We start from the raw sequence: 20027 nt of genomic DNA, 5'->3' as shown, positions 1-20027 counted from the left end.
GTAAAACCTAGTCAACCAAATCAGCGACGGCCTGCGCGGCACCTTTTTCTGCCACTGCGCAGTAGGCCTTGTGAACCGCTTTCTTGAACTCATCGTTAGCAACAAGTTCAGATGGGAACACAGAATCCAAGGCAAGCAGAGTATCGACATAGGTTGTTGCGTCGCCGCCGTCTTTGGCGACAATTTCGGCAAGCTTCTCTTTCATCGGATCAACCACTTCGTAGCTTTCGCCATTGCGATCCGCGCGGATGTAGTTCATCCAGCCACCAATACCGAGCACCAGATGACGATAGTCGCCACCATTGGCGAGATGAAACTTCACAGAGTTTAACCAGCGCTGCGGCATCTTCTGTGTTCCATCAGCAGCAATCTGCCAGGTACGGTGTTTCAGTTTGGAGTTGGAATAACGTTTGAGCAATGAGTCAGCGTAGGCCACCAGATCCACATCACCCGGAACATCCAATGTGGGCAATTGTTCATCCACCATCAGCTTGCGCGCTTCTGCGTAAAATACAGGATCGGCAGCGCAATCCGCAATGGTCTCCTTGCCAGCAAGGAAGCCAAGGTAGGCAAGGAAGGAATGAGAGCCGTTCAGAGTGCGAAGCTTCATCTCTTCAAACGGCTCAACATCCGCAACAAGTTGTGCGCCAGCAAGCTCCCACTGTGGTCGTCCAGCTTTGAAGTTGTCTTCAATCACCCACTGACGGAACGGCTCGCATACGATGCCATTCAGATCAATTTGTCCGCCAAGGCTCTTGCGGATTAGGTCTCGGGACTCGTCAGTCAGCGCAGGCACGATGCGGTCCACCATGGTGGATGGAAAAGAGACATTTTCCTCGATCCATGCAGCTAACTCTGCATTCTGCTTGGCCGCAAACTCACGAACGGCAACTCCGCAGAGCACGCCATTATGAGGTAAGTTATCGCAAGACATCACCGTGATAGGGCCGTTGCCAAGCGCCCGACGTTTCGCAAGGCCGGCGACGATCAACCCGATAGCGGTTTGGGGAGCCTCTGGTGCTTTAAGATCCTGCTGGATCATTGGATTGTCCAGATCCAGCTTCCCGTTTGTAACGCAGTAGCCTTTCTCGGTAATGGTGAGAGAAATGACCTTCAGCTGCTCTTCGGCTAGTCCGTCGATCAGTGTTGATACGCCATCGCGTGCTACGTGCTGTGTCTCGCAAACAGCACCGAGGAGCCGGGTATTGGTGCCCTCATCAGCAGTCTCAACCAACGTGTAGAGGTGATCATTCTCTGCAAGTATATCGAACAGATCTGGCGTTCCAAACAACTCAATCACCCGCAAGCCCCAATCACCGCCACCGGCAGCAAGTGTTTCGTGCAGATGCATTGCAACGTGAGCACGGGCAAAGGCACCAAAACCAATATGAGCAATACGCGGCTTTAGTGATGTACGATCATAAGATGGGACAGACACATCACCTGGAAGCGTATTGAGATCGAGTTTCTGAAATTCAAAAGTCATAGGAGGTGGACCTTATCAAAGCTCATTGAGTGAGAAAGTGTGAGTGTCATCCGAAACCTTTTGTCCGTTCACGACCACAGTCGGAACAAGACCATTCGGTGAGCGGCCTTTGATGAAAACGGAAAGTTCTCGTCCATCAATCTCAAGTGAACCGCTGCGGCACAAAGTTAAAATTTGCTCGTTGGAACTGCTGGAAAGAACCATATGCAAGGTGCTGTGCGTGCCATCGAGCCATTTATGGCTGATGCCATCATCTTCAAAAACAGCAAGCTCTCGCTTTCCGGCGCCTTGGAACGGGAAGATCGCCAGGGCTTCAAGATGGCACTCAGTGGTGTTTTTAGCTGTTGGGTTAGCAAGCGGAATGACGGTACCAGCACGCACGAACAGGGGGAGGCGTTCCAAAGGTGCATCAACAACGATGGTCTGTCCGCTCTTGTGATACGCGCCTGTATCGAATTCGTACCAGCCATCGCCATTATCTGGCAGATAAACCTCACGTATTGTCGCTCCTTGCTCAACCACAGAAGCAACCAACAGGTCCTTGCCGAGCAGACAATCATCCGTCTCCGCAAAGGTGCGCGCGTCTCCTTCGTGATCAAGGAATGTTGGGCGCAAAAGCGGCTCATCCATCACATGCATGTCGTGCAGCATGGTGTAGAAATACGGCATCAGATGCTGACGCAGTTGGATGGCATTGCGGATGAGGGGCGTAACTTCCGGATACATCCAGGCTTCATTGACCGTTGCATCATCATTCCACGAATGGATCGTGAAACGCGGATGCATGACGCCATTTTGAACCCAGCGTACAAACAACTCAGGATCAGGACGAGCACCAGAGAAGCCGCCCACATCGTGGCCGACATTGTAGATACCTGACATCGACAGCCCGAGACCCATCTTGATGTTGTATTTCAGGTTGTTCCAGCCAGTTCGGTTATCACCAGTCCACGTCTGTACATAGCGTTGCAAGCCGGGACAGCCACTGCGAGAGATAAGATAAGGGCGCTCTTCCGATGCATACTCCACCTGTGCTTCATAAGAGGCACGCATCATCAGGAAAGAATGAAGCGGACGAATGAGCCCGACGTCAATCTCTTCACCAAACCCCTGACAGCGAGCAGAGAAATCCCAGATCTCATACTCGTTGTTGTCGTTCCAGGTAGAACCGATACCGCGCTCAAGCAACTGCTCGGTGACGTTGGCTTTCCACCAACTCACAGTATCCGGATTGGTGAAGTCGAGGTGAGAACCTTCATCATCCCAGAACAGAGACCGCTCTGGCTGATCAACCTCACTGTCTTGAATGAACAGGCCTTTCGCTGCCACATCACCATACATAGGATGGTCCTGTAGTAGACATGGCTTGATGTTCGCAGCGAGATGAACGCCAGCATCCAGAAACTTTGAGGTCATGGCCTTTGGATCAGGACATTTCTCGTAGTTCCAGTTGAACACATAGCGTTTGGAGCCAATCGATGTGTAACCGGAGGAGAGCTGGAAACTATCGCAAGGAATGGCGTGCTCTTTGATCAGATCAACAAAGCCTTCCAACTGTTCCTGCGCATTCTCCGCATCGGTGTAATACATGGTCGAGCCGGAATACCCGAGGCTCCATTTCGGCGGGAAGATATGCTTGCCAGTCAGCCAAACCTGCGTCTTGGTCACCTCCAGTAGGGAAGGGCCGAGCATAAAATAATAGTCCAGATCTCCGTCTTCAGCACGGTATGATCTGTAAGGCTGATGATAGTTGTCGATCTCATTGCCAAGATCAAACCAGCAGCTCGCAAGATTGTCGTAGAACACCCCATAAGAGACGCCAGAACCGGTGCGTGTCAGCGTAAACGGCAGATGCTTGTAAAGTGGGTCGGTGGTCTCTGCATCATACCCCATCGCATCCAGATTACGCATTTCGTAGCGGCGACCATTGCGCAGCAGATTGCCAGCTTTTTCACCGAGGCCATAAATCCGGTCATCTGCAGATTGGCTGAAGAAATGCGAGTTCTTGTGGTCTTTGACGCCTAGCATATAAGCGCCTGTAGGCCGTTCGCTGGCGATAACCTGGTATGACCCGTCTTCGCTTTTTGCCTCCCAGATTATCTGAAGCGGCGTTTTCACGCAGACGCGTAAAGCCCACGTCTCCAGTGTAAGTGTGTCCTCTGCAAGCTCTTGCTTAAACTCTGGCAGCGAAAAGCCTTCGACAGAAAGACGAGACCGGCCTTCAAGCGGTACCGGTGTTTCTGCCGGAGTGATGGACCATGTTCGTCCTTGCCGGAACTCACCATTCTTGCGCAAAAGAACCCGAACAAGCTTGTCTTCAAGAACGAACAGAGAAAGCAGATGCTTGTTATCTACAAGCAGGTCAACCCGGTTCTGTTCGGTCTCGATGTAGGACCACTTACCTAGCGTTTTCATTATGCTTCAACCAGTTTTGTTGGGTGTTGTTATGGTTGCAAAGTGTCTGTCTGTTATCCGCCGTAACCAAGAATGACGCGCGGCAGGAACAGGCTGATTTCTGGAATGAAAGTCACCAGCATCAGGATGGAAATCACCGCTGCATAGAATGGCAGCATTGGTTTGATCAGATCCTGAATAGCAACTTTGCCTACAGAGCAACTGATGAACAACGCACTGCCCACTGGCGGCGTAATGATGCCGATGCACAGGTTGTAGGTCATCATAATACCGAAGTGCACAGGATCCATGCCAAGCTCAGTCGCGACAGGCAGGAAGATTGGTGTGAAGATCAGCAGCGCAGGGGTCATGTCCATAAAGGTGCCAATTACCAGCAGGCAGATGTTGATCACCAGCATGATGATGAATGGGTTTTCTGAGACATTCGCCAGTGCTTCACCAATTGCGTATGGAATGTCAGAGAATGTCATGGCCCAGGACATGCCGATAGAACAACCAATCAGAAGCAGCACGATGGAACTGGTAATGGCACTCTCAAGAATGATGGTGGGTAGATCAGTGACCGTCACTTCGCGGTAAATGCCAACCGCCAGTAGCAAGGTGTAAACCACTGCCACAGCAGAAGCTTCTGTGGCAGTAAAGACACCACCAATGATTCCACCCATGATGATGAAGATGAGCAACAACGGCAGGAAAGCATCAGCGATTTTGAAGAGGATCTCTTTGAAACTTGGCAGCGGGATCAGTGGATAGCCACGTTTCGCAGCAACGATACCAGCCACAACCATCACACCAAGACCCATCAGGATACCTGGCAAGTATCCGGCAACGAACAGCGTTGCCACGGATGTGCCGCCAGAGATCAGAGAGTAAACGATCAGCGTTGAGGAAGGTGGGATCAGCATGCCAGTTGGGCAGGAGGCTGCATTCACCGCAGCAGAAAAGGCAGGGTCATAGCCTTCTTTGCGCTGTAGCGGAGACATGATGCCACCGATTGCAGCAGCAGAGGCTACAGCAGAGCCCGAAATGGAGCCAAACAGCATATTTGCCAGAACGTTGACGTGTGCCAAAGCCCCCGGCAAACGTCCGCCAACAATCTTGGCCAGCTCAATCAAGCGGCGTGCGATACCGCCAGAGTTCATGATGTTGCCAGCGAGAATGAAGAAGGGGATCGCCAACAGCGTAAAGCTGTCCAGACCACTCGCCATCTTCTGTGAAACAACAAAAAGGGCCTGATCAAAAGAGATCAGAAAGGTGATTGTTGCTGTTGCCGCCAACCCGATTGCAAAGGAGATCGGCACGCCGAGTGTAACGAGAATGCCAAACACACCAAACAGAATAAGACCGCTTTGAAGCTCACTACTTAAAAATTCCATCAGACTTACTCTTATTTTGCAGCAGGATCAGTGGCGTCAGGCATCTGGTCGTTTGGACCTGTACCCGTGCCATTGACGAGACCAATGAAAAACTCAATGCAGTAGAACAGCATGATGCCGCCAGAGAACGGAATAGCTGCGTAGATGTAGCCCATTGGAACGCGAAGAGCGGGCGAGACCTGCCCGTTGGCGAGTGTCTTCAGGACCAGTTGTCCACCGCCGTAAAGCATGACAACACCTGAGAAGAACGCGATCGCCAGAATGATGAAGTAATCTGAAAACAATTTCCGATTGCCGACCAGTGAGCCGGTTAAAAGATCAATTGCCAGGTGTCTTCGCATTCCAAGCGTATAGGCCGCACCAATCAGGCCGATCCACATAAACATGAAACGAGCAAGTTCATCGGTCACGGTGCTTGGCGTGCCAAGAACATATCTCGAAAAAACCTGCCAAACCACACACACCACGAGCACGACAAAAACCGACACCGTGACGGCCTTGAGGATCGTGTTAACTATTTTGGTCAGCGCTTGCATTTTATTTCCCTAATCTAGGTGAAGGCGCGGGCTCAGTATGCAGAAAGAATCTACAGTGGGCGACCAATTTCTCCTGAGGGGTTGTTCAGGAGATCTTGAATTCGTGAGAGGGTTTCAGTTGGAGATCTGCAAATCTACGGATATCCAATGAATCCAATTAAATTACCTCTCCTCCAATTAATTGCTGATTTTTGATTATTGGTCAACCAATATGATAAAATGGTTTGACAATGTCGCAGTTTTGTACAAATGTGACATGTGTGGAGAGAGGTTTGGTTGATCTCCTTTCTCCACAATTCAACGGTATCAGCGGAATTGCTCTGACCTCTTGTTTTTAAAGGAAGATGTAGAGACGGGAGCAACGCCAACCAATGGTAGCGTGCTGAAAGATGTATTCTGAGGCAAAGGGAAGGGGAAGAAACTCTCAATCAGCTATTTAAACTATTTATAACAGCAGCTTGAGAGTTTGGATTGTTGGTTTGATACATACATTTCGGAATGATGAGGCTCTTTGAGTGTACAGAGGTTCCGGTGTGATGATTTTCAGATCAATGGCACGTTCGCCTGATTTTCTCAAATACACAAAAATAGGTCGACCAACTTGGACGGATGTCCCAACAACGACGAAACCAATATTGATCAACGAGGATCAGTGATGCTTGAGCGGATGGAAGGTGCCGATAACGGCCTGGCTTGCTTGCATGATGAGGACTATGACGTTCCTTTCAATAAGCAGAATCTGAACAGCAGCACGCTGATTTTCACGGGCGGCCGTAAAGCTGAGGCGCTAAACGGAGAATGGAACTTCTGCGTCGACCTGCTGGACACCGGCCTGCGCCAGAAATGGTTCTCTTTCACTCCAGAAGCGCCGGAAGATAAGACTGAGCCTTACGATTACGACCCTTATGCAGGCGAAACCGTTCCAGTCCCTTCGTGCTGGTCCATGCTCAAGGACAAATGGTACTTCTTTGAAGGCAGTGCGTGGTACACCCGCTCACTGGATCTGGAAGAGGCGCGGGAAGACGAACGCCTTTTCCTCAGAGTAGGGGCGGCTCAATACGACTGTAAGGTGTTCCTGAATGGCGAGTTTCTCGGCAACCACTACGGCGGATCCACTCCCTTCAATGTCGAGCTCACCAAACACGCAAAACTGGGTCGTAATTGGTTGATGCTGTGCGTGAACAACACCCGCACCCTCGACCGTGTGCCAATGCGCAACACAGACTGGTTCAACTACGGTGGCATCTATCGGGATGTTGAACTCTATAGAACCCCGAAAACATTCATTTCAGATTTCTTCGTCTACCTAGTCCCCGACAGCTCCTACGATAAAATCGCGGTTGAGCTGCAAGTCAGCGGTCCGGGCAGGGCATCCGTTACAGTCGAGTTCAAAGAACTGGGCATCAAGACTGAGGTTCCCGTTGACAAAGACGGCTTCGGAAAACTGATTATTCCATCAAAACCAGAGCTGTGGTCACCAGAACACCCGCGCCTCTATCAGGCAATCGCTTCTGTTGGAGAAGATCGTGTCGAAGACATGATCGGGTTCCGTCAGATAGATCAAGTCGGAACGGACGTTCTGCTCAATGGCAAGCCAATCTTTTTCCGAGGCATCTCCGTGCACGAGGATGACGAGTTCACCGGCAAAGTCTTGCGTGATGAGGATCTGGAGCAACGGTTCCGACATGCCAAGGAGCTGAACTGCAATTTCATGCGGTTCGCCCATTATCCGCATGATGAACGCGCCGCAAAAATGGCAGATCGTGAAGGCATTCTTCTTTGGGAAGAGATACCCGTTTACTGGGCAATCGACTTCAAGAACCCGGATACCCTGAAAGACGCTCGCAACCAGCTTCAGGAGCTGATCAAGCGTGATCGCAACAGAGCATCAGTCGTCATCTGGTCTGTTGGCAATGAGAACCCAGACACTGACGAGCGCCTCTCGTTCATGAAGCATCTGGTTGATACTGCAAAAGAGATGGACCCGACACGTCTGACTTCTGCTGCGTGTCTCGTGAACCACACCAAGAACCGTATCGAGGATCGCCTGATCCAGCATATCAATGTGATCGGCATCAACGAGTACTATGGCTGGTATGAGGAGAATTTTGACGACCTGATCGATTTTCTGGACAACTCAGAACCGGGCAAACCTGTCGTCATCTCTGAAACTGGTGCGGATGGTTACATCGGTGAGGGAAAGCTGGAGAAGGGCTTCTTCAGTGAGAGTTACATGGCTGAGGTTTACCGCAAGCAGATTGCCACCTTACGCCAGCGAGAATTCGTAAAGGGCATTTCACCATGGATTCTCTATGATTTCCGTGTCGAACGTCGACAGAATATGTTCCAGCAAGGCTGGAACCGCAAAGGCTTGATCGCCTCAGACAAGAAAACAAAGAAAACAGCCTTCAAACTTCTTGCAGATTTTTATGCAGAGCTGAAAGCGAAAAACTGATCTGGATTGCACCATGACATTAGACTCGAACAGAAGACGTTATCAGGATGTAGCAGAAGAGCTGGTTCGCGATTTGGCGAATGGTACTTTTGCAATTGGTGACAAGCTCCCCACAGAGCGCAAGATTTCTGAAGATCTGGGCGTCAGTCGGTCATTGGTAAGAGACGCGATGATCATGCTCGAAGTGCAGGGCCTCGTTGATGTGCGCAAAGGCTCGGGTACTTATGTTCTTCGTCTCCCGGGTGATGTGACACCAGATAGTTCATTGGAACAGGACATCGGGCCGTTTGAGCTGCTGCAGGCTCGCCAGCTGCTGGAAAGCAACATCGCAGCATTTGCGGCAACAATGGCAACCAAAGCTGATGTGATGCAGATGCGCGAGACTCTGGCAAAGGAGCGGGTTGAGATCGAATCCGGTTCTGGAAGCCACAAGGCTGATGAAGAGTTCCATCGACTGGTTGCGCAGGCGAGCCAGAACTCCGTGTTGACCGAATCTGTTGAGCACCTTTGGACATTGCGCAAGCGTTCCCGCATGTGGGAGCAGCTGCATCAGCGCATCTTTGACCAAGGCTATCAGATTAAGTGGCTGGATGATCACCAGGCAATCCTGTCGGCGCTGCAATGCCGGGATCCGCAAATGGCCCGACAAGCCATGTGGCAGCATCTGGAGAATGTGCGCATGACACTGTTGGAGCTTTCAGATGTCGATGATCCTGCATTTGACGCATACCTGTTTGATACCGATCCGCTGGCCGCGGTGAATGATCTCAAAAAAATAACCGAAGTGAAATGTTAAACCGGGCCTTGGCCCCAAAATTTGAAAAGCAAAGAGCTAAACATGGAACAGACTTGGCGCTGGTATGGCCCACATGATCCGGTCACTCTCAAAGATGTTCGGCAGGCAGGGGCAACGGGCATTGTCACCGCTCTCCATCATATCCCGAATGGCGTAGTGTGGTCAGTTGAAGAAATTCAAAAGCGCAAAGACGAGATTGAAGCTGCCGGTCTTGTCTGGTCTGTCGTCGAAAGTGTTCCGGTCCATGAGCATATAAAAACGCGCACTGGGGATTTCGAAAAGTATATCGAGACCTATAAGCAATCCATCCGTAATCTGGTGGCCTGCGGCATCACCAAGATCTGCTACAACTTCATGCCTGTACTGGACTGGACACGTACAGATTTGACCTACGAACTGGAAACAGGCGCGACCTGTCTTCGCTTTGATGCAGATGTCTTCACAGCCTTCGATATCTTCATTCTCGAGCGCCCGAACGCTAAAGAAGAATACTCTGCAGAAGAAGTTGCGCGCGCAACCGCTGTCTTCGAGGCGATGTCTCAGGAAGATAAAGACGGATTGGTTAGAACGATCCTGGCCGGCCTTCCAGGTTCGGAAGAATCCTACACGGTTGCAGATATTCGCGCTCACCTGGAGCGCTACAACGGCATTGATGCAGATAAGCTCAGAGAGCATCTGGCACTGTTCCTCAAAGAAGTCATTCCAGTGTGCGCAGAAACTGGAGCGGTGATGGCAATCCACCCGGATGATCCTCCGCGCCCTCTGCTGGGCTTACCACGGGTATGCTCAACTGAATCTGATTATGAATATATTTCGAAGGCAGTCGATGTACCTGAAAACGGCTTTACATTCTGCACTGGCTCTCTGGGTGTTCGGGCTGATAATGATCTTGTAGGCATTGTGCAGCGCTACGCCAAGCGCATCCATTTCGTCCACCTGCGGGCCACCAAACGCGAAGACAATCCACTGTCCTTCCATGAGGCGGACCATCTGACCGGCGACGTTGATATGGTTGGTGTAATCTCAGCCTTGGTGGATGAAGAAGAGCGTAGGAAAGCAGCTGGCTCTGATGATCTGATCCCGTTCCGTCCAGACCACGGCCATGCCATGCTCTCAGACCTGCAAATGAAATCTGCACCGGGTTATCCAGCAGTGGGTCGTTTGCGTGGCCTTGCAGAGTTACGCGGTGTTGAAACAGCAATACGAGCGATGCGCGAACCTGCATAAACTAAATTCGCAAAATCAAACATCAACAAGCCGGGGCATTGCTCCGGCTTTTTTTACTCACTGTGAAATCAACGAATATTTTATTTGTGTAATATTATTACATAACATATAAAAGCCATCCCCTTCGTGGTGCTGCCCATGGTGAGTTGAGGTGCCTATTGTGCAATTGATTGAGATGGATGGAGTTGGGATCAAACGGCAAGGCCGTTGGTTGATCCAGAATGTGACTCTGAGTGTGAAAGCTGGTGAGATTGTAACCCTCATCGGGCCGAATGGAGCTGGCAAAAGCACGACCGCAAAAACCGCGTTAGGCGTGTTGAAAGCGGATGCCGGAAAGATCAAGTGCAAACCTAATCTCAAAGTCGGCTATGTCCCTCAAAAGCTTGCCGTGGACTGGACAATGCCTTTGACTGTCGGTCGCTTGATGAGCCTGACCGCCAAACCGTCCAAGACTGAGATTGATAAGGTGTTGGAGAAAACGGGCATCTCGCATCTCATCGATGCCAATGTACAGCAGCTTTCGGGTGGTGAATATCAAAGAGCACTGTTGGCAAGAGCGATCCTGCGCACGCCAGACCTTCTCGTTCTGGATGAGCCAGTACAGGGTGTCGACTATTCCGGTGAGATAGCTCTTTACAATCTGATCCTCCAAATTCGTGAGGAGCTGAACTGCGGTATCCTGCTCATTTCGCACGACTTGCACGTGGTGATGGCGCAGACAGATACAGTGGTTTGCCTTAACGGCCATGTGTGCTGCAGCGGTGCACCAGAACATGTGGCAGCCTCTGATGCCTACAAGCAGCTCTTCGGGGATGCTGCCTCACAGTCTCTGGCGATCTACCACCATCATCACGACCACAGCCACAAGGCCGACGGAACAATCGTTCCATCCAAAGGGGATTCTGGAGACTGCTGCGATCATGGATGATTTTATTCTAAGAGCCATGTTGGCCGGGATTGGACTTGCGCTTGTCAGCGGACCACTCGGCTGCTTCGTCGTCTGGCGTCGGATGGCTTATTTCGGCGATACCATGTCCCACTCAGCGCTTCTTGGCGTTGCGCTTGCCTTCCTGTTGAACATCAATCTCATGGTAGGCGTACTGGGTGTGACAGTAACGGTCTCCTTGTGTTTGCTCATCTTGCAAAAACGGGGGGCGCTCTCAACGGATGCTTTGCTGGGGTTACTATCGCATTCGGCCCTTGCACTCGGCATGGTCCTGATTGCGTTCATGAGCTCAGTGCGTTTTGATCTGCTCTCTTTGCTGTTTGGGGATATCCTCGCTGTTGGCAATGAGGACGTCATTGCAATTTACGCCTGCGCCGCAGTTATTCTCGGTTTGATGTACTTTCTCTGGCGCCCATTGCTGGCGTCCACGGTCAATCGGGAACTGGCGGAAGCTGAAGGTTTCAATCCAGACCTGACACAGCTCGTTTTCATGGTCATGATGGCAGCAATCATCGCCATTGCTATGAAGATCGTCGGTGTTTTGTTGATCACAGCGCTTCTGATTATTCCAGCAGCGACAGCGCGCTGGTTTGCTAGAACACCGGAGCAAATGGCCGTTGCCTCATCTATCATCGGTGTGGCGAGTGTTATTCTTGGTCTGGAAGGCTCACTACAGTTTGACAGCGCGTCCGGTCCATCCATCGTAGTGGCCAGCCTGTGCTTATTTTTGCTTTCATTGTTTGCATCCCGGCTCATAAACAGAGTATTGGGAAAGGAGCGAGGGCAGTAGAGCGTATTCCCGAAAAGTGGTTCCGGTTTTTGGATAGGAAGACGCTTGAGAACAAAGTGTTCGGGCTTGATGCGTGAATGCATAGGAACGCAACAAGCTTTGGAGTGAAAGAAGTGGCAATGGCAACTGCAGAAGTGAAGCTCACTAAAAATCAGCGTCTGGTTCTGGACTTGCTGTGCGCTTCAGATGCACCTATGAGCGCGTACTCCATTCTGGATCAACTTCGCTCTGAGGGACTTCGCGCACCATTGCAGGTCTACCGTGCTCTGGACAAGCTCATCGGACTGGGTCTGATCCATCGCCTTGAAAGCATGAACGCTTTTGTCGCGTGTGCACATCCCTCATGTCATTCTGTAGAGATGGTTGGCTTTGCGATTTGTGAAGCTTGTGGCAAAGCGCTGGAATTTGCTGACAATGATGTCGCGGAAATTCTGAGCGGTTGGGCAAGCGCGAATGGTTTTGATGCCAAATCAACTTCCATCGAGATTAAAGGCACCTGTGCATCCTGCCAAGAAAAGTTGGAAAGCTCCTCAGGAACTGAGTGAGAACCTACGCCGTAGATCAAAGAGGCTGGGTACATCACTCTCTGTGTGGTGCAGTTCTGAAGGTTCGATCAGTTCTCGCGAAATCCAATTTGTCGTGTAAAGCAAAGGCTTCTTCTGTTGGCGCGACGTTGGTTGGCCGCCAAACCCGCTGCCATCGACAAGAATAAGATCACTTGGAAGTTTTCGTCGAAGTTCGGAGAGGCTGGAAAACAGCAGGGATCGGTTCTTACTACATACCTGTAATCCAGTAGCTCGTTCTGCAAGTCTTGCAAGGATATCCGGGAACGAGCGTGTACGTTCACTCACCACGTATCTCAGAAAGATGCCGGGTGAGTAATCCCCAAACAGACTTTCAATGTCGTCCTCTGGATGTACCTCGCTCCAATTGCGAAACGGAACATACAGCGCATTTTCGTTGTTATAGAAGGCTTCATGGCTAACCGTGTTGAAGTGGCCTGGATGTTTGGATGAAAACACAAGGTTCAACGGGTTCTGCTCAGGCGCGACAGCTTCGTCTATAATGCGGAGCCCACCATTATAGAGCGGATCTCCATAGGCAAGCACAAGTGCACTAGAAATACGTTGAAACGTCTGGTCAAACTCTCTGTCCGGTGAGGGACCGATGCTTAAGAGCAAATCAGAAGCAACAAGGGTGCGCGTGGGGATCGGACATATACCGCCATGATCGCTCCAAATGACCTCAAGGTCGCTCAAACTGGCAAAATCGCTTGGCTGCACAGTTTTCTAGTCCTCTGAAAGATTGAAGCCGGGCCTTGGGAGCCTACAAAATCAATAATGAGGAAAAGTTGACGCTACGGCAAGTGCGTGTAGGGCGCAAACAGTTAAACTGGAAAAACTATTTTTTTGCTGTGGCAAGAGCGCTACAGCAACGCCACCTGTTGGACTGGTCGTTGCTGTAACACCCGTAAAAGGAAGGAGAATAAACTGCGGCGAGGGAGCGGTAATCTCGCCACAGGTGTGTCAGTTCCGTTTAAGGAGCTGCAACATACGTTGGCTGCAATGTGGAGGACGGTGTCACACCAGCACCCGCGCCTGAGATTTTGTAGCCATTGGCTCCGCGGCGTGCATTGGTCTTGGCTCGCGCTGCTTTGCGGTTGCCGCCACGATAATCCACGTTGATGCCCAGCTCATTGATCATTGCGACTAGCTGAGAGCGGGAGTAAAAGCCCAGGGTGCTCAGCAGTGCAGAAACATGATGCTTCACGGTCGCTTCGGAAATTCCGAGCTCATGAGCGATTTGCTTGTTCAACTTACCTTCTTTCAAGTAAGTCAAAATGGTAGCCTGACGGCGTGTCAGATTGGCCAGACCTTCATAAAAGTCGATACCAAACGCGTTCTGCGCATCTTCGGATTCTGTGGTCACCTCAACAGTGCCGCCGGTCAAAATCGCTTTGAAGACAGAAAAATCAGCAGTCTTTGGAACAGCTGCACTTGCACCGCGGGCAATGAAGTAATCTGCAAGGCCCGGATTGTCTTGCTCAAGCAGCATGACAAGGCTGGAAATCTCATAGGTCTCCAGCAGTGCGGATGCCGTGCCGAGTCCTGGTGCCCCCTTCATACGAGGGTTCACAAGTACCACTGCGGAAGGGTGAAGTTCTACCCAAGTCTGCAACTCGGAAAAGCTTTTCGTCACAAGTACATTCACGCCATGACACTCATTGGAGTAGATACTCGCAAGTGCTCTGGAAAATGCCGGATGTGGATCACCAATAATAACAGTGTGCATGGAAACCTTCTCCCTTAGGGTTCCAACAGTGGACTGACGCTCCCGATACATAATTTCTCCTCCCTAAACTATGCACTACGTGTTTCGTCTTATCTCTTGAAAAAAATACATGCATATGGTTTTTTTACAAGCGTTGATGTGAGGCTCCATGAAAAATAATTTTCAAGATACCGGTGAAACGCGAAAATCTACTCAGGCAGAGAAGAGTGACCGCATGCGTAAGGAGATCCTCCTTGCGGCTATCAGCTGTTTGCACGAGTTTGGCTATCACCGTGCATCTATTAAGAAAATTACCGAAAAGACCAGATTTTCGCAGGGTGCGCTGCAGCATCATTTCCCGACTAAAGAAGATCTGATGGTCTTTGTTCTGGAAAGGTTGCTCGCGAAATCCGTTCGGTTGACTTTGGAGTGGTTGAACGAAATCGGTGAGGATAAAAGCAGAATTTCTGAGCTGACTATCAAATGGTGGACGAATCAGGCGAACTCTCCTGAGTACCTCACCATGGTGGAAATTCTTGTTGCAGCGCGAACGGAAGACTCGCTGCGTCGCCGCATCAAACCCACCTTCGACAACTTCGCAAAAGTGACTGACGATCGAATTCTGGCAATTTTTGATAGCAATAAAATAAGTCAGACAATCGCACGTACGCTCATCACAGCCTCGCGTCAGATGATGACAGGCCTGATCAGCTCAGATGGTTTGTTTATGAAGGAAGAAGATAAGCAGGCCTACATCGAGCATTGGGCGATGTTTTTGCAGCAACTTATCGAGCATAGAATGCAGGAATCTGCGTAGACTTTAGTCTATGTGGCATCCGGGCACGTGGCCCGAATGCACGATCTTTTAGCAGCCGAGATTACATCAGCTGGCTAAGTTTCATTGCAACGCTCATGTCACCATCAATAGTGAACTTGCCCTGCATGAATGCCGCTGTTGGATCCAGATCGCCAGCAATCAGAGACTGAAGGTCTTCAAAGGTAACGCCGATTGTGCAATCAACGTCTTTGTTGTCGGTGGAGATGGAATTGCCATCAATCACCAGAACACCTTCGTCACCACAGTCAAACTTGATTGAGCTGTCAAAGTCGCTGGATTCTACGCGGCCTTTCAGGTCATTCAAAAGTGCGTCCATGCTCATATTTGTTCCCTCCATCTGTTAAATTACAGTGTTTGAAAAATCCGGGCAGATGCCTAAGGTGTTCTAAGTAGCGCACTACGTATTACGCATCAGGCATCGTGTTAACGTAAGCGTAATTCAGCATGCGTTGAATGTAAAGACACCAGATTCCGCTTATTCGGGATTAGCCCTGCTGCCTTAGTAGGGCGTTCTGCCAGCTGATCCGCCAAAGACTTTGTCTTCTCAGTCACAACATCGCCAGTGTGCTTTGTCGCTACCGGCTCAATGAGCACGATCCAGCATTCCTCTTGAGCAACCGGGTTATGCATTTTACCTTTGGGGACAACATGGAAGTCACCCTCATTTAGGGTAACAGCTTCCCCTTCGTACTCAATAATGACACTGCCTTTCACAACATAGAAGAGCTCATCTTCCTCATCATGCTTGTGCCAGGCGAGATCTCCTTTGACCTTGGCGACCTTAACATACTGGTCGTTTACTTGAGCGACGACGCGAGGGGACCAGTAGTCAGTGATCTTATCAAATTCAGAATTAAAATTGCCAATCATAGGAACCTCATAAAAACAGGATGCTGACGGTTATATGGGGCTGTTGCAGTCTCGTACAACACAGACTGGCTCATCCGTTGACGTTTGATTACAAGCCGTTATAAGCCCCTCCATGAACACTCCGAGCCCATCCTTTATCTACGCTCCGCCCATGGAGCCCTTCCTTGATGTCGTCCATCAGGATGAGCAGCTTCTGGTCCTCAACAAGCCGAGTGGTTTGTTGAGTGTCCCCGGTCGCGCAGAAGAGCATAGGGACTGTCTGGAAAGCCGCGCTCAATCCATCTATCCAACAGCAACAACCATCCATCGGTTGGATATGGATACCTCTGGTCTGCTTGTGATGGCCATGAACAAAGACGCGCACCGTCATGTCGGGCTTCAGTTCGAAAAGCGCATGACGCGAAAAACTTACATTGCCCGCGTATGGGGGCACGTCTCTGAGGATCAGGGAGAGGTTGATCTTCCTTTACGATGTGACTGGCCCAATCGCCCAAAACAGATGGTTGACCATGAGCAGGGCCGTTCAGCACTCACGCGTTGGGAAGTTGTCCGCCGAGAGGAAGCGACGACCCTTGTAAGGTTGATGCCAGTCACAGGCCGCTCTCACCAACTTCGCGTACATATGCTTGCGCTTGGTCATGTCATTGTGGGAGACCGCTTCTACGCAGACGGAGAGGCGCTGGTGTTCTCAGATCGATTGCACCTCCACGCGCAAACGCTTGAGCTGCGTCATCCCATCGGTGGCGAATACAATACCTTTACAGCTGCCTGCCCGTTTTGGGATCTGTAAGTCGCCAATATCTGCCAGACTCATTGAATTTGTAAAAATGAGTCACATTAAATACGGGTAATATCGTATTTTGTGCAGCCAGAGCGCACTATTCACAAGCACTAGGTGAAACTACCAGCAAATTATTGCAGGAAAAGAACTTTCACACAGTATAAGACAGTGCAGTTGTCCTATAAGCAAATCGCTGGCTATCTCCCAGTAAAAACCGCGATCTCACTCCGCATTAACTCATTGAATATAAAGTGTAATATCACTGATTTTACGGGTGAAAACTGTATGCAATGCTATGCAATAAGTGACAAGTTTGATTATTATGGCAATTCTGGTCTCTGAGAGTAGCCTTCAGATTGCCAGTTTTATGACATCCTATTCATATATCTCTGATTTTTGACTTAAGTCATGCGCCTAAAGTACAATGTGACCCAATAATACCTGTGTCGAACAGAAGAGCGGTTTCCTCCCTAGAGCTGTTTTGTGACATGTACGGATAGTTTGTCACGTTTCTGCTTCGGATTTTGCCTACGGAGAAGAGAATGCCTGTCACTAATCGCGAAGAATTAGACGCCCTGGTTGCTCGGGTTAAGAAAGCGCAACGGACTTACGCTACATACACACAAGAGCAGGTAGATAAGATTTTCCGTGCAGCGGCTTTGGCTGCTGCGGATGCTCGCATCCCACTCTCCCGCATGGCGGTTGAAGAGACTGGAATGGGCGTAATGGAAGACAAGGTTATCAAAAACCAGTTTGCTTCCGAATACATCTACAACAAATACAAGGATGAAAAGACCTGCGGTATCCTCGATGAAGATGACACCTTTGGTACCATCACCATCGCAGAACCAACAGGCATCATCTGCGGCATTGTCCCAACCACAAACCCGACCTCTACTGCGATCTTTAAAGCACTGATTTCTTTGAAGACCCGCAACGGTATTATCTTCAGCCCGCACCCTCGTGCAAAGCTGGCAACCAATGAAGCTGCTCGCATCGTTCTGGATGCAGCAATCAAAGCTGGCGCGCCAAAAGACATCATCGGCTGGATTGACGTTCCAACAGTGGAACTCTCCAACGCATTGATGACACACGATGAGATCAACCTGATCCTTGCAACCGGTGGTCCGGGCATGGTGAAGGCAGCTTACTCTTCCGGTAAACCAGCCATCGGCGTGGGCGCAGGTAACACTCCGGTTGTGGTTGATGAGTTTGCAGACGTGAAACGCCTTGTTGCTTCTGTCCTTATGTCCAAAACATTCGATAACGGCGTGATCTGTGCATCTGAGCAGTCTGTTATTGTTGTCGAGGAAATCTACGAGCAGGTTAAAGAACGCTTCTCCAGCCACCAGGGCTACGTGCTGAAAGGCAAAGAGCTTCAGGCTGTTAAAGATGTGCTGCTGAAAAATGGCGGACTCAACGCAGCTATCGTAGGTCAGCCAGCACCAAAAATTGCTGAAATGGCCGGCGTAAAGGTTCCTGCTGGTACCAAGATTCTGATCGGTGAAGTCACAGAAGCCAGTGAAGCCGAAGCCTTCGCACACGAAAAGCTGTCTCCAACGCTTGCAATGTACAAGGCAAAAAGCTTTGAAGACGCATGTGACACCGCTGAAAAGCTCGTCACCATGGGCGGCATCGGTCACACCTCAGTATTCTATACAGATCAAGACCGCTGCGCAGACCGTGTGAAAGAATTTGGCCGTCGGATGAAGACTGCCCGTATTCTCATCAACTCTCCTGCATCCCACGGCGGTATCGGTGACCTTTACAACTTCTCCCTCGCACCAAGCCTCACACTGGGCTGCGGCTCTTGGGGTGGTAACTCCATCAGTGAGAACGTAGGTCCAAAGCACCTGATCAACAAAAAGACCGTTGCGAAGCGAGCTGAAAACATGCTGTGGCACAAACTGCCTGAATCCATTTACTTCCGTCGCGGCTGTCTGCCAATCGCTCTGGGTGATCTGGAAGGCAAAAAGCGCGCACTGATCGTAACCGATGGGTTCTTGTTCAAGAACGGCTATGCTGATGAGACCGTTCGTGTTCTCAAAGGCCTGGGCATGGAGACAGATGTCTTCTACGAAGTAGAGGCTGATCCAACACTGTCCATCGTGCGCAAAGGCGCTGACCTTTGTAAGGCATTCAAGCCAGATGTGATTGTTGCAATTGGTGGTGGTTCTCCAATGGATGCAGCAAAGATTATGTGGGTCATGTACGAACATCCGGAAGTTGACTTTGCTGACCTGGCATTGCGCTTCATGGACATTCGCAAGCGTATCTACAAGTTCCCTAAAATGGGCGAAAAAGCCAAGATGGTTGCGATCCCAACCACCTCTGGCACCGGCTCTGAAGTAACCCCGTTTGCGGTGGTGACTGATGACGAAACCGGCATGAAGTACCCAATTGCGGATTACGAACTCACACCAAACATGGCAATCGTGGATGCGAACCTTGTCATGAACATGCCGAAGTCTCTGACAGCGTTTGGCGGCATTGATGCCATCACTCACGCAACAGAAGCTTACGTCTCTGTTCTGGCAAACGAGTACTCTGATGGTCAGGCTCTGCAGGCTCTCAAACTGCTTAAAGAGAACCTCGTAGAATCCTACGAAATGGGTGCCGAATCCCCGAATGCACGTGAGAAAGTGCACAACGGTGCAACCATCGCAGGTATCGCATTTGCGAACTCCTTCCTCGGTGTTTGCCACTCTATCGCACACAAAGTAGGTGCAGCGTTCCACGTACCGCACGGTTTGGCCAATGCCATGCTGATCTCTAACGTGATCCGCTACAACTCAAATGACAACCCAACCAAGCAGACCGCATTCTCTCAGTATGCGCGTCCTCAGGCAAAATGCCGGTACGGCGATATTGCTGACCATCTGGGCCTCACAGCAGCTGGAGACAGCCGTGAAGCAAAGGTAGAGAAACTGGTTGCTTGGGTAGAAAGCGTCAAGAAGGCTCTTGAGATCCCAGCAGGCTTTAAAGATCTGGGTATCACTGAAGAGCAGTTCATGGCGAAACTCGACGAAGTCGCTGTGGAAGCATTCGATGACCAGTGCACCGGAGCAAACCCACGGTACCCACTGATCGATGAGATCAAACAGCTCCTTCTCGATGGTTATTACGGTCGCGTCTACGTAGAGGGCCGCGCGGAGGATGTTGTAGACCTTGCACAGGAAAAAGCGAAAAAGGCCTCTAAAGCGCGTTCCTAAGACCAGTTAAGGTCTTAGATTAGAATTC

The 20027-nt window shown here is 50.4% G+C and carries 16 protein-coding genes and 1 pseudogene; 9 read left to right on the top strand and 8 right to left on the bottom strand.

The window, feature by feature from the left end:
- Positions 1–7 precede the first annotated feature (7 nt).
- From PsAD5_RS00945 to PsAD5_RS00930, 4 genes are read right to left on the bottom strand one after another with little or no spacing between them, the layout of a single operon-like run.
- On the bottom strand, positions 8–1486 hold the full coding sequence (locus PsAD5_RS00945) for a mannitol dehydrogenase family protein (RefSeq protein WP_063290740.1): 1479 nt from the start codon (positions 1484–1486) through the stop codon (positions 8–10).
- A 15-nt stretch (positions 1487–1501) separates the two neighbouring features.
- Entirely contained in the window at positions 1502–3901 is a 2400-nt protein-coding gene (locus tag PsAD5_RS00940) for a glycoside hydrolase family 31 protein (protein WP_063290739.1), read from the bottom strand.
- A 53-nt stretch (positions 3902–3954) separates the two neighbouring features.
- Positions 3955–5277 carry a TRAP transporter large permease gene (locus PsAD5_RS00935; protein ID WP_063290738.1) on the bottom strand — a complete coding sequence of 441 codons (1323 nt, stop codon included), beginning with the start codon at positions 5275–5277 and terminating at the stop codon, positions 3955–3957.
- An 11-nt stretch (positions 5278–5288) separates the two neighbouring features.
- On the bottom strand, positions 5289–5813 hold the full coding sequence (locus PsAD5_RS00930; RefSeq protein WP_063290737.1) for a TRAP transporter small permease: 525 nt from the start codon (positions 5811–5813) through the stop codon (positions 5289–5291).
- A 655-nt stretch (positions 5814–6468) separates the two neighbouring features.
- Here PsAD5_RS00930 and PsAD5_RS00925 point away from each other — a divergent pair.
- The 6 genes from PsAD5_RS00925 (at position 6469) to PsAD5_RS00900 (ending at position 12572) form a co-directional block, all read left to right on the top strand.
- Complete coding sequence (locus PsAD5_RS00925) at positions 6469–8268, top strand: glycoside hydrolase family 2 protein (RefSeq protein WP_063290736.1); 1800 nt, start codon at positions 6469–6471, stop codon at positions 8266–8268.
- A 13-nt stretch (positions 8269–8281) separates the two neighbouring features.
- The gene (locus tag PsAD5_RS00920) at positions 8282–9064 is read left to right on the top strand and encodes an FCD domain-containing protein (protein ID WP_063290735.1); all 783 of its coding nucleotides are present in this window, start codon (positions 8282–8284) and stop codon (positions 9062–9064) included.
- Positions 9065–9106: 42 nt separating this feature from the next.
- Positions 9107–10291, top strand: a complete 1185-nt coding sequence (gene uxuA / locus PsAD5_RS00915; protein ID WP_063290734.1) for a mannonate dehydratase — start codon at positions 9107–9109, stop codon at positions 10289–10291.
- Positions 10292–10466: 175 nt separating this feature from the next.
- Positions 10467–11219: an ATP-binding cassette domain-containing protein gene (locus PsAD5_RS00910; RefSeq protein ID WP_208981713.1), complete on the top strand. Its 753-nt coding sequence runs from the start codon at positions 10467–10469 to the stop codon at positions 11217–11219.
- Positions 11212–12027: a metal ABC transporter permease gene (locus tag PsAD5_RS00905; RefSeq protein WP_063286938.1), complete on the top strand. Its 816-nt coding sequence runs from the start codon at positions 11212–11214 to the stop codon at positions 12025–12027. Before PsAD5_RS00910 ends, PsAD5_RS00905 begins: the two co-directional genes overlap by 8 nt.
- Positions 12028–12146: 119 nt before the next feature.
- Positions 12147–12572 (top strand): Fur family transcriptional regulator, encoded by a 426-nt coding sequence (locus PsAD5_RS00900; protein WP_063290798.1) that lies wholly within the window; start codon positions 12147–12149, stop codon positions 12570–12572.
- Here PsAD5_RS00900 and PsAD5_RS00895 read toward each other — a convergent pair.
- Complete coding sequence (locus tag PsAD5_RS00895) at positions 12558–13310, bottom strand: hypothetical protein (RefSeq protein ID WP_063290732.1); 753 nt, start codon at positions 13308–13310, stop codon at positions 12558–12560. The genes PsAD5_RS00900 and PsAD5_RS00895 overlap by 15 nt on opposite strands.
- Before the next feature lie 253 nt (positions 13311–13563).
- Positions 13564–14319, bottom strand: a complete 756-nt coding sequence (locus PsAD5_RS00890; RefSeq protein WP_208860220.1) for a response regulator transcription factor — start codon at positions 14317–14319, stop codon at positions 13564–13566.
- Between the two features lie 148 nt (positions 14320–14467).
- Between PsAD5_RS00890 and PsAD5_RS00885 the strand changes: the two genes are divergently transcribed.
- The gene (locus tag PsAD5_RS00885) at positions 14468–15115 is read left to right on the top strand and encodes a TetR/AcrR family transcriptional regulator (protein ID WP_057464755.1); all 648 of its coding nucleotides are present in this window, start codon (positions 14468–14470) and stop codon (positions 15113–15115) included.
- A 61-nt stretch (positions 15116–15176) separates the two neighbouring features.
- Here the strand turns inward: PsAD5_RS00885 and PsAD5_RS00880 are convergent, their stop codons facing one another.
- Positions 15177–15458 (bottom strand): SCP2 sterol-binding domain-containing protein, encoded by a 282-nt coding sequence (locus PsAD5_RS00880; protein WP_057464754.1) that lies wholly within the window; start codon positions 15456–15458, stop codon positions 15177–15179.
- A gap of 182 nt (positions 15459–15640) precedes the next feature.
- Positions 15641–16006 (bottom strand): annotated as a pseudogene (locus PsAD5_RS00875) (cupin domain-containing protein); the annotation flags it as partial.
- Positions 16007–16157: 151 nt separating this feature from the next.
- Here PsAD5_RS00875 and PsAD5_RS00870 point away from each other — a divergent pair.
- Both PsAD5_RS00870 and adhE read left to right on the top strand, forming a co-directional pair.
- The gene (locus PsAD5_RS00870) at positions 16158–16796 is read left to right on the top strand and encodes a pseudouridine synthase (protein ID WP_063290731.1); all 639 of its coding nucleotides are present in this window, start codon (positions 16158–16160) and stop codon (positions 16794–16796) included.
- A 533-nt stretch (positions 16797–17329) separates the two neighbouring features.
- Complete coding sequence (adhE, locus tag PsAD5_RS00865) at positions 17330–19999, top strand: bifunctional acetaldehyde-CoA/alcohol dehydrogenase (protein ID WP_063290730.1); 2670 nt, start codon at positions 17330–17332, stop codon at positions 19997–19999.
- Positions 20000–20027: the final 28 nt, after the last annotated feature.

This window comes from Pseudovibrio sp. Ad5 (assembly GCF_001623095.1).
GTDB lineage: Bacteria > Pseudomonadota > Alphaproteobacteria > Rhizobiales > Stappiaceae > Pseudovibrio.
The sequence above is the reverse complement of the archived record's forward strand: the minus strand, read 5'-3'. Positions and strand labels throughout refer to the sequence as shown.

Excerpts from the sequence above, each read along its gene's own strand:
- PsAD5_RS00945 (WP_063290740.1), bottom strand. The coding sequence starts at position 1,486 with ATGACTTTTGAATTTCAGAAACTCGATCTCAATACGCTTCCAGGTGAT.
- PsAD5_RS00940 (WP_063290739.1), bottom strand. The coding sequence starts at position 3,901 with ATGAAAACGCTAGGTAAGTGGTCCTACATCGAGACCGAACAGAACCGG.
- PsAD5_RS00935 (WP_063290738.1), bottom strand. The coding sequence starts at position 5,277 with ATGGAATTTTTAAGTAGTGAGCTTCAAAGCGGTCTTATTCTGTTTGGT.
- PsAD5_RS00930 (WP_063290737.1), bottom strand. The coding sequence starts at position 5,813 with ATGCAAGCGCTGACCAAAATAGTTAACACGATCCTCAAGGCCGTCACG.
- PsAD5_RS00925 (WP_063290736.1), top strand. The coding sequence starts at position 6,469 with ATGCTTGAGCGGATGGAAGGTGCCGATAACGGCCTGGCTTGCTTGCAT.
- PsAD5_RS00920 (WP_063290735.1), top strand. The coding sequence starts at position 8,282 with ATGACATTAGACTCGAACAGAAGACGTTATCAGGATGTAGCAGAAGAG.
- uxuA (WP_063290734.1), top strand. The coding sequence starts at position 9,107 with ATGGAACAGACTTGGCGCTGGTATGGCCCACATGATCCGGTCACTCTC.
- PsAD5_RS00910 (WP_208981713.1), top strand. The coding sequence starts at position 10,467 with ATGGATGGAGTTGGGATCAAACGGCAAGGCCGTTGGTTGATCCAGAAT.
- PsAD5_RS00905 (WP_063286938.1), top strand. The coding sequence starts at position 11,212 with ATGGATGATTTTATTCTAAGAGCCATGTTGGCCGGGATTGGACTTGCG.
- PsAD5_RS00900 (WP_063290798.1), top strand. The coding sequence starts at position 12,147 with ATGGCAACTGCAGAAGTGAAGCTCACTAAAAATCAGCGTCTGGTTCTG.
- PsAD5_RS00890 (WP_208860220.1), bottom strand. The coding sequence starts at position 14,319 with ATGCACACTGTTATTATTGGTGATCCACATCCGGCATTTTCCAGAGCA.
- PsAD5_RS00885 (WP_057464755.1), top strand. The coding sequence starts at position 14,468 with ATGAAAAATAATTTTCAAGATACCGGTGAAACGCGAAAATCTACTCAG.
- PsAD5_RS00880 (WP_057464754.1), bottom strand. The coding sequence starts at position 15,458 with ATGAGCATGGACGCACTTTTGAATGACCTGAAAGGCCGCGTAGAATCC.
- PsAD5_RS00870 (WP_063290731.1), top strand. The coding sequence starts at position 16,158 with ATGGAGCCCTTCCTTGATGTCGTCCATCAGGATGAGCAGCTTCTGGTC.
- adhE (WP_063290730.1), top strand. The coding sequence starts at position 17,330 with ATGCCTGTCACTAATCGCGAAGAATTAGACGCCCTGGTTGCTCGGGTT.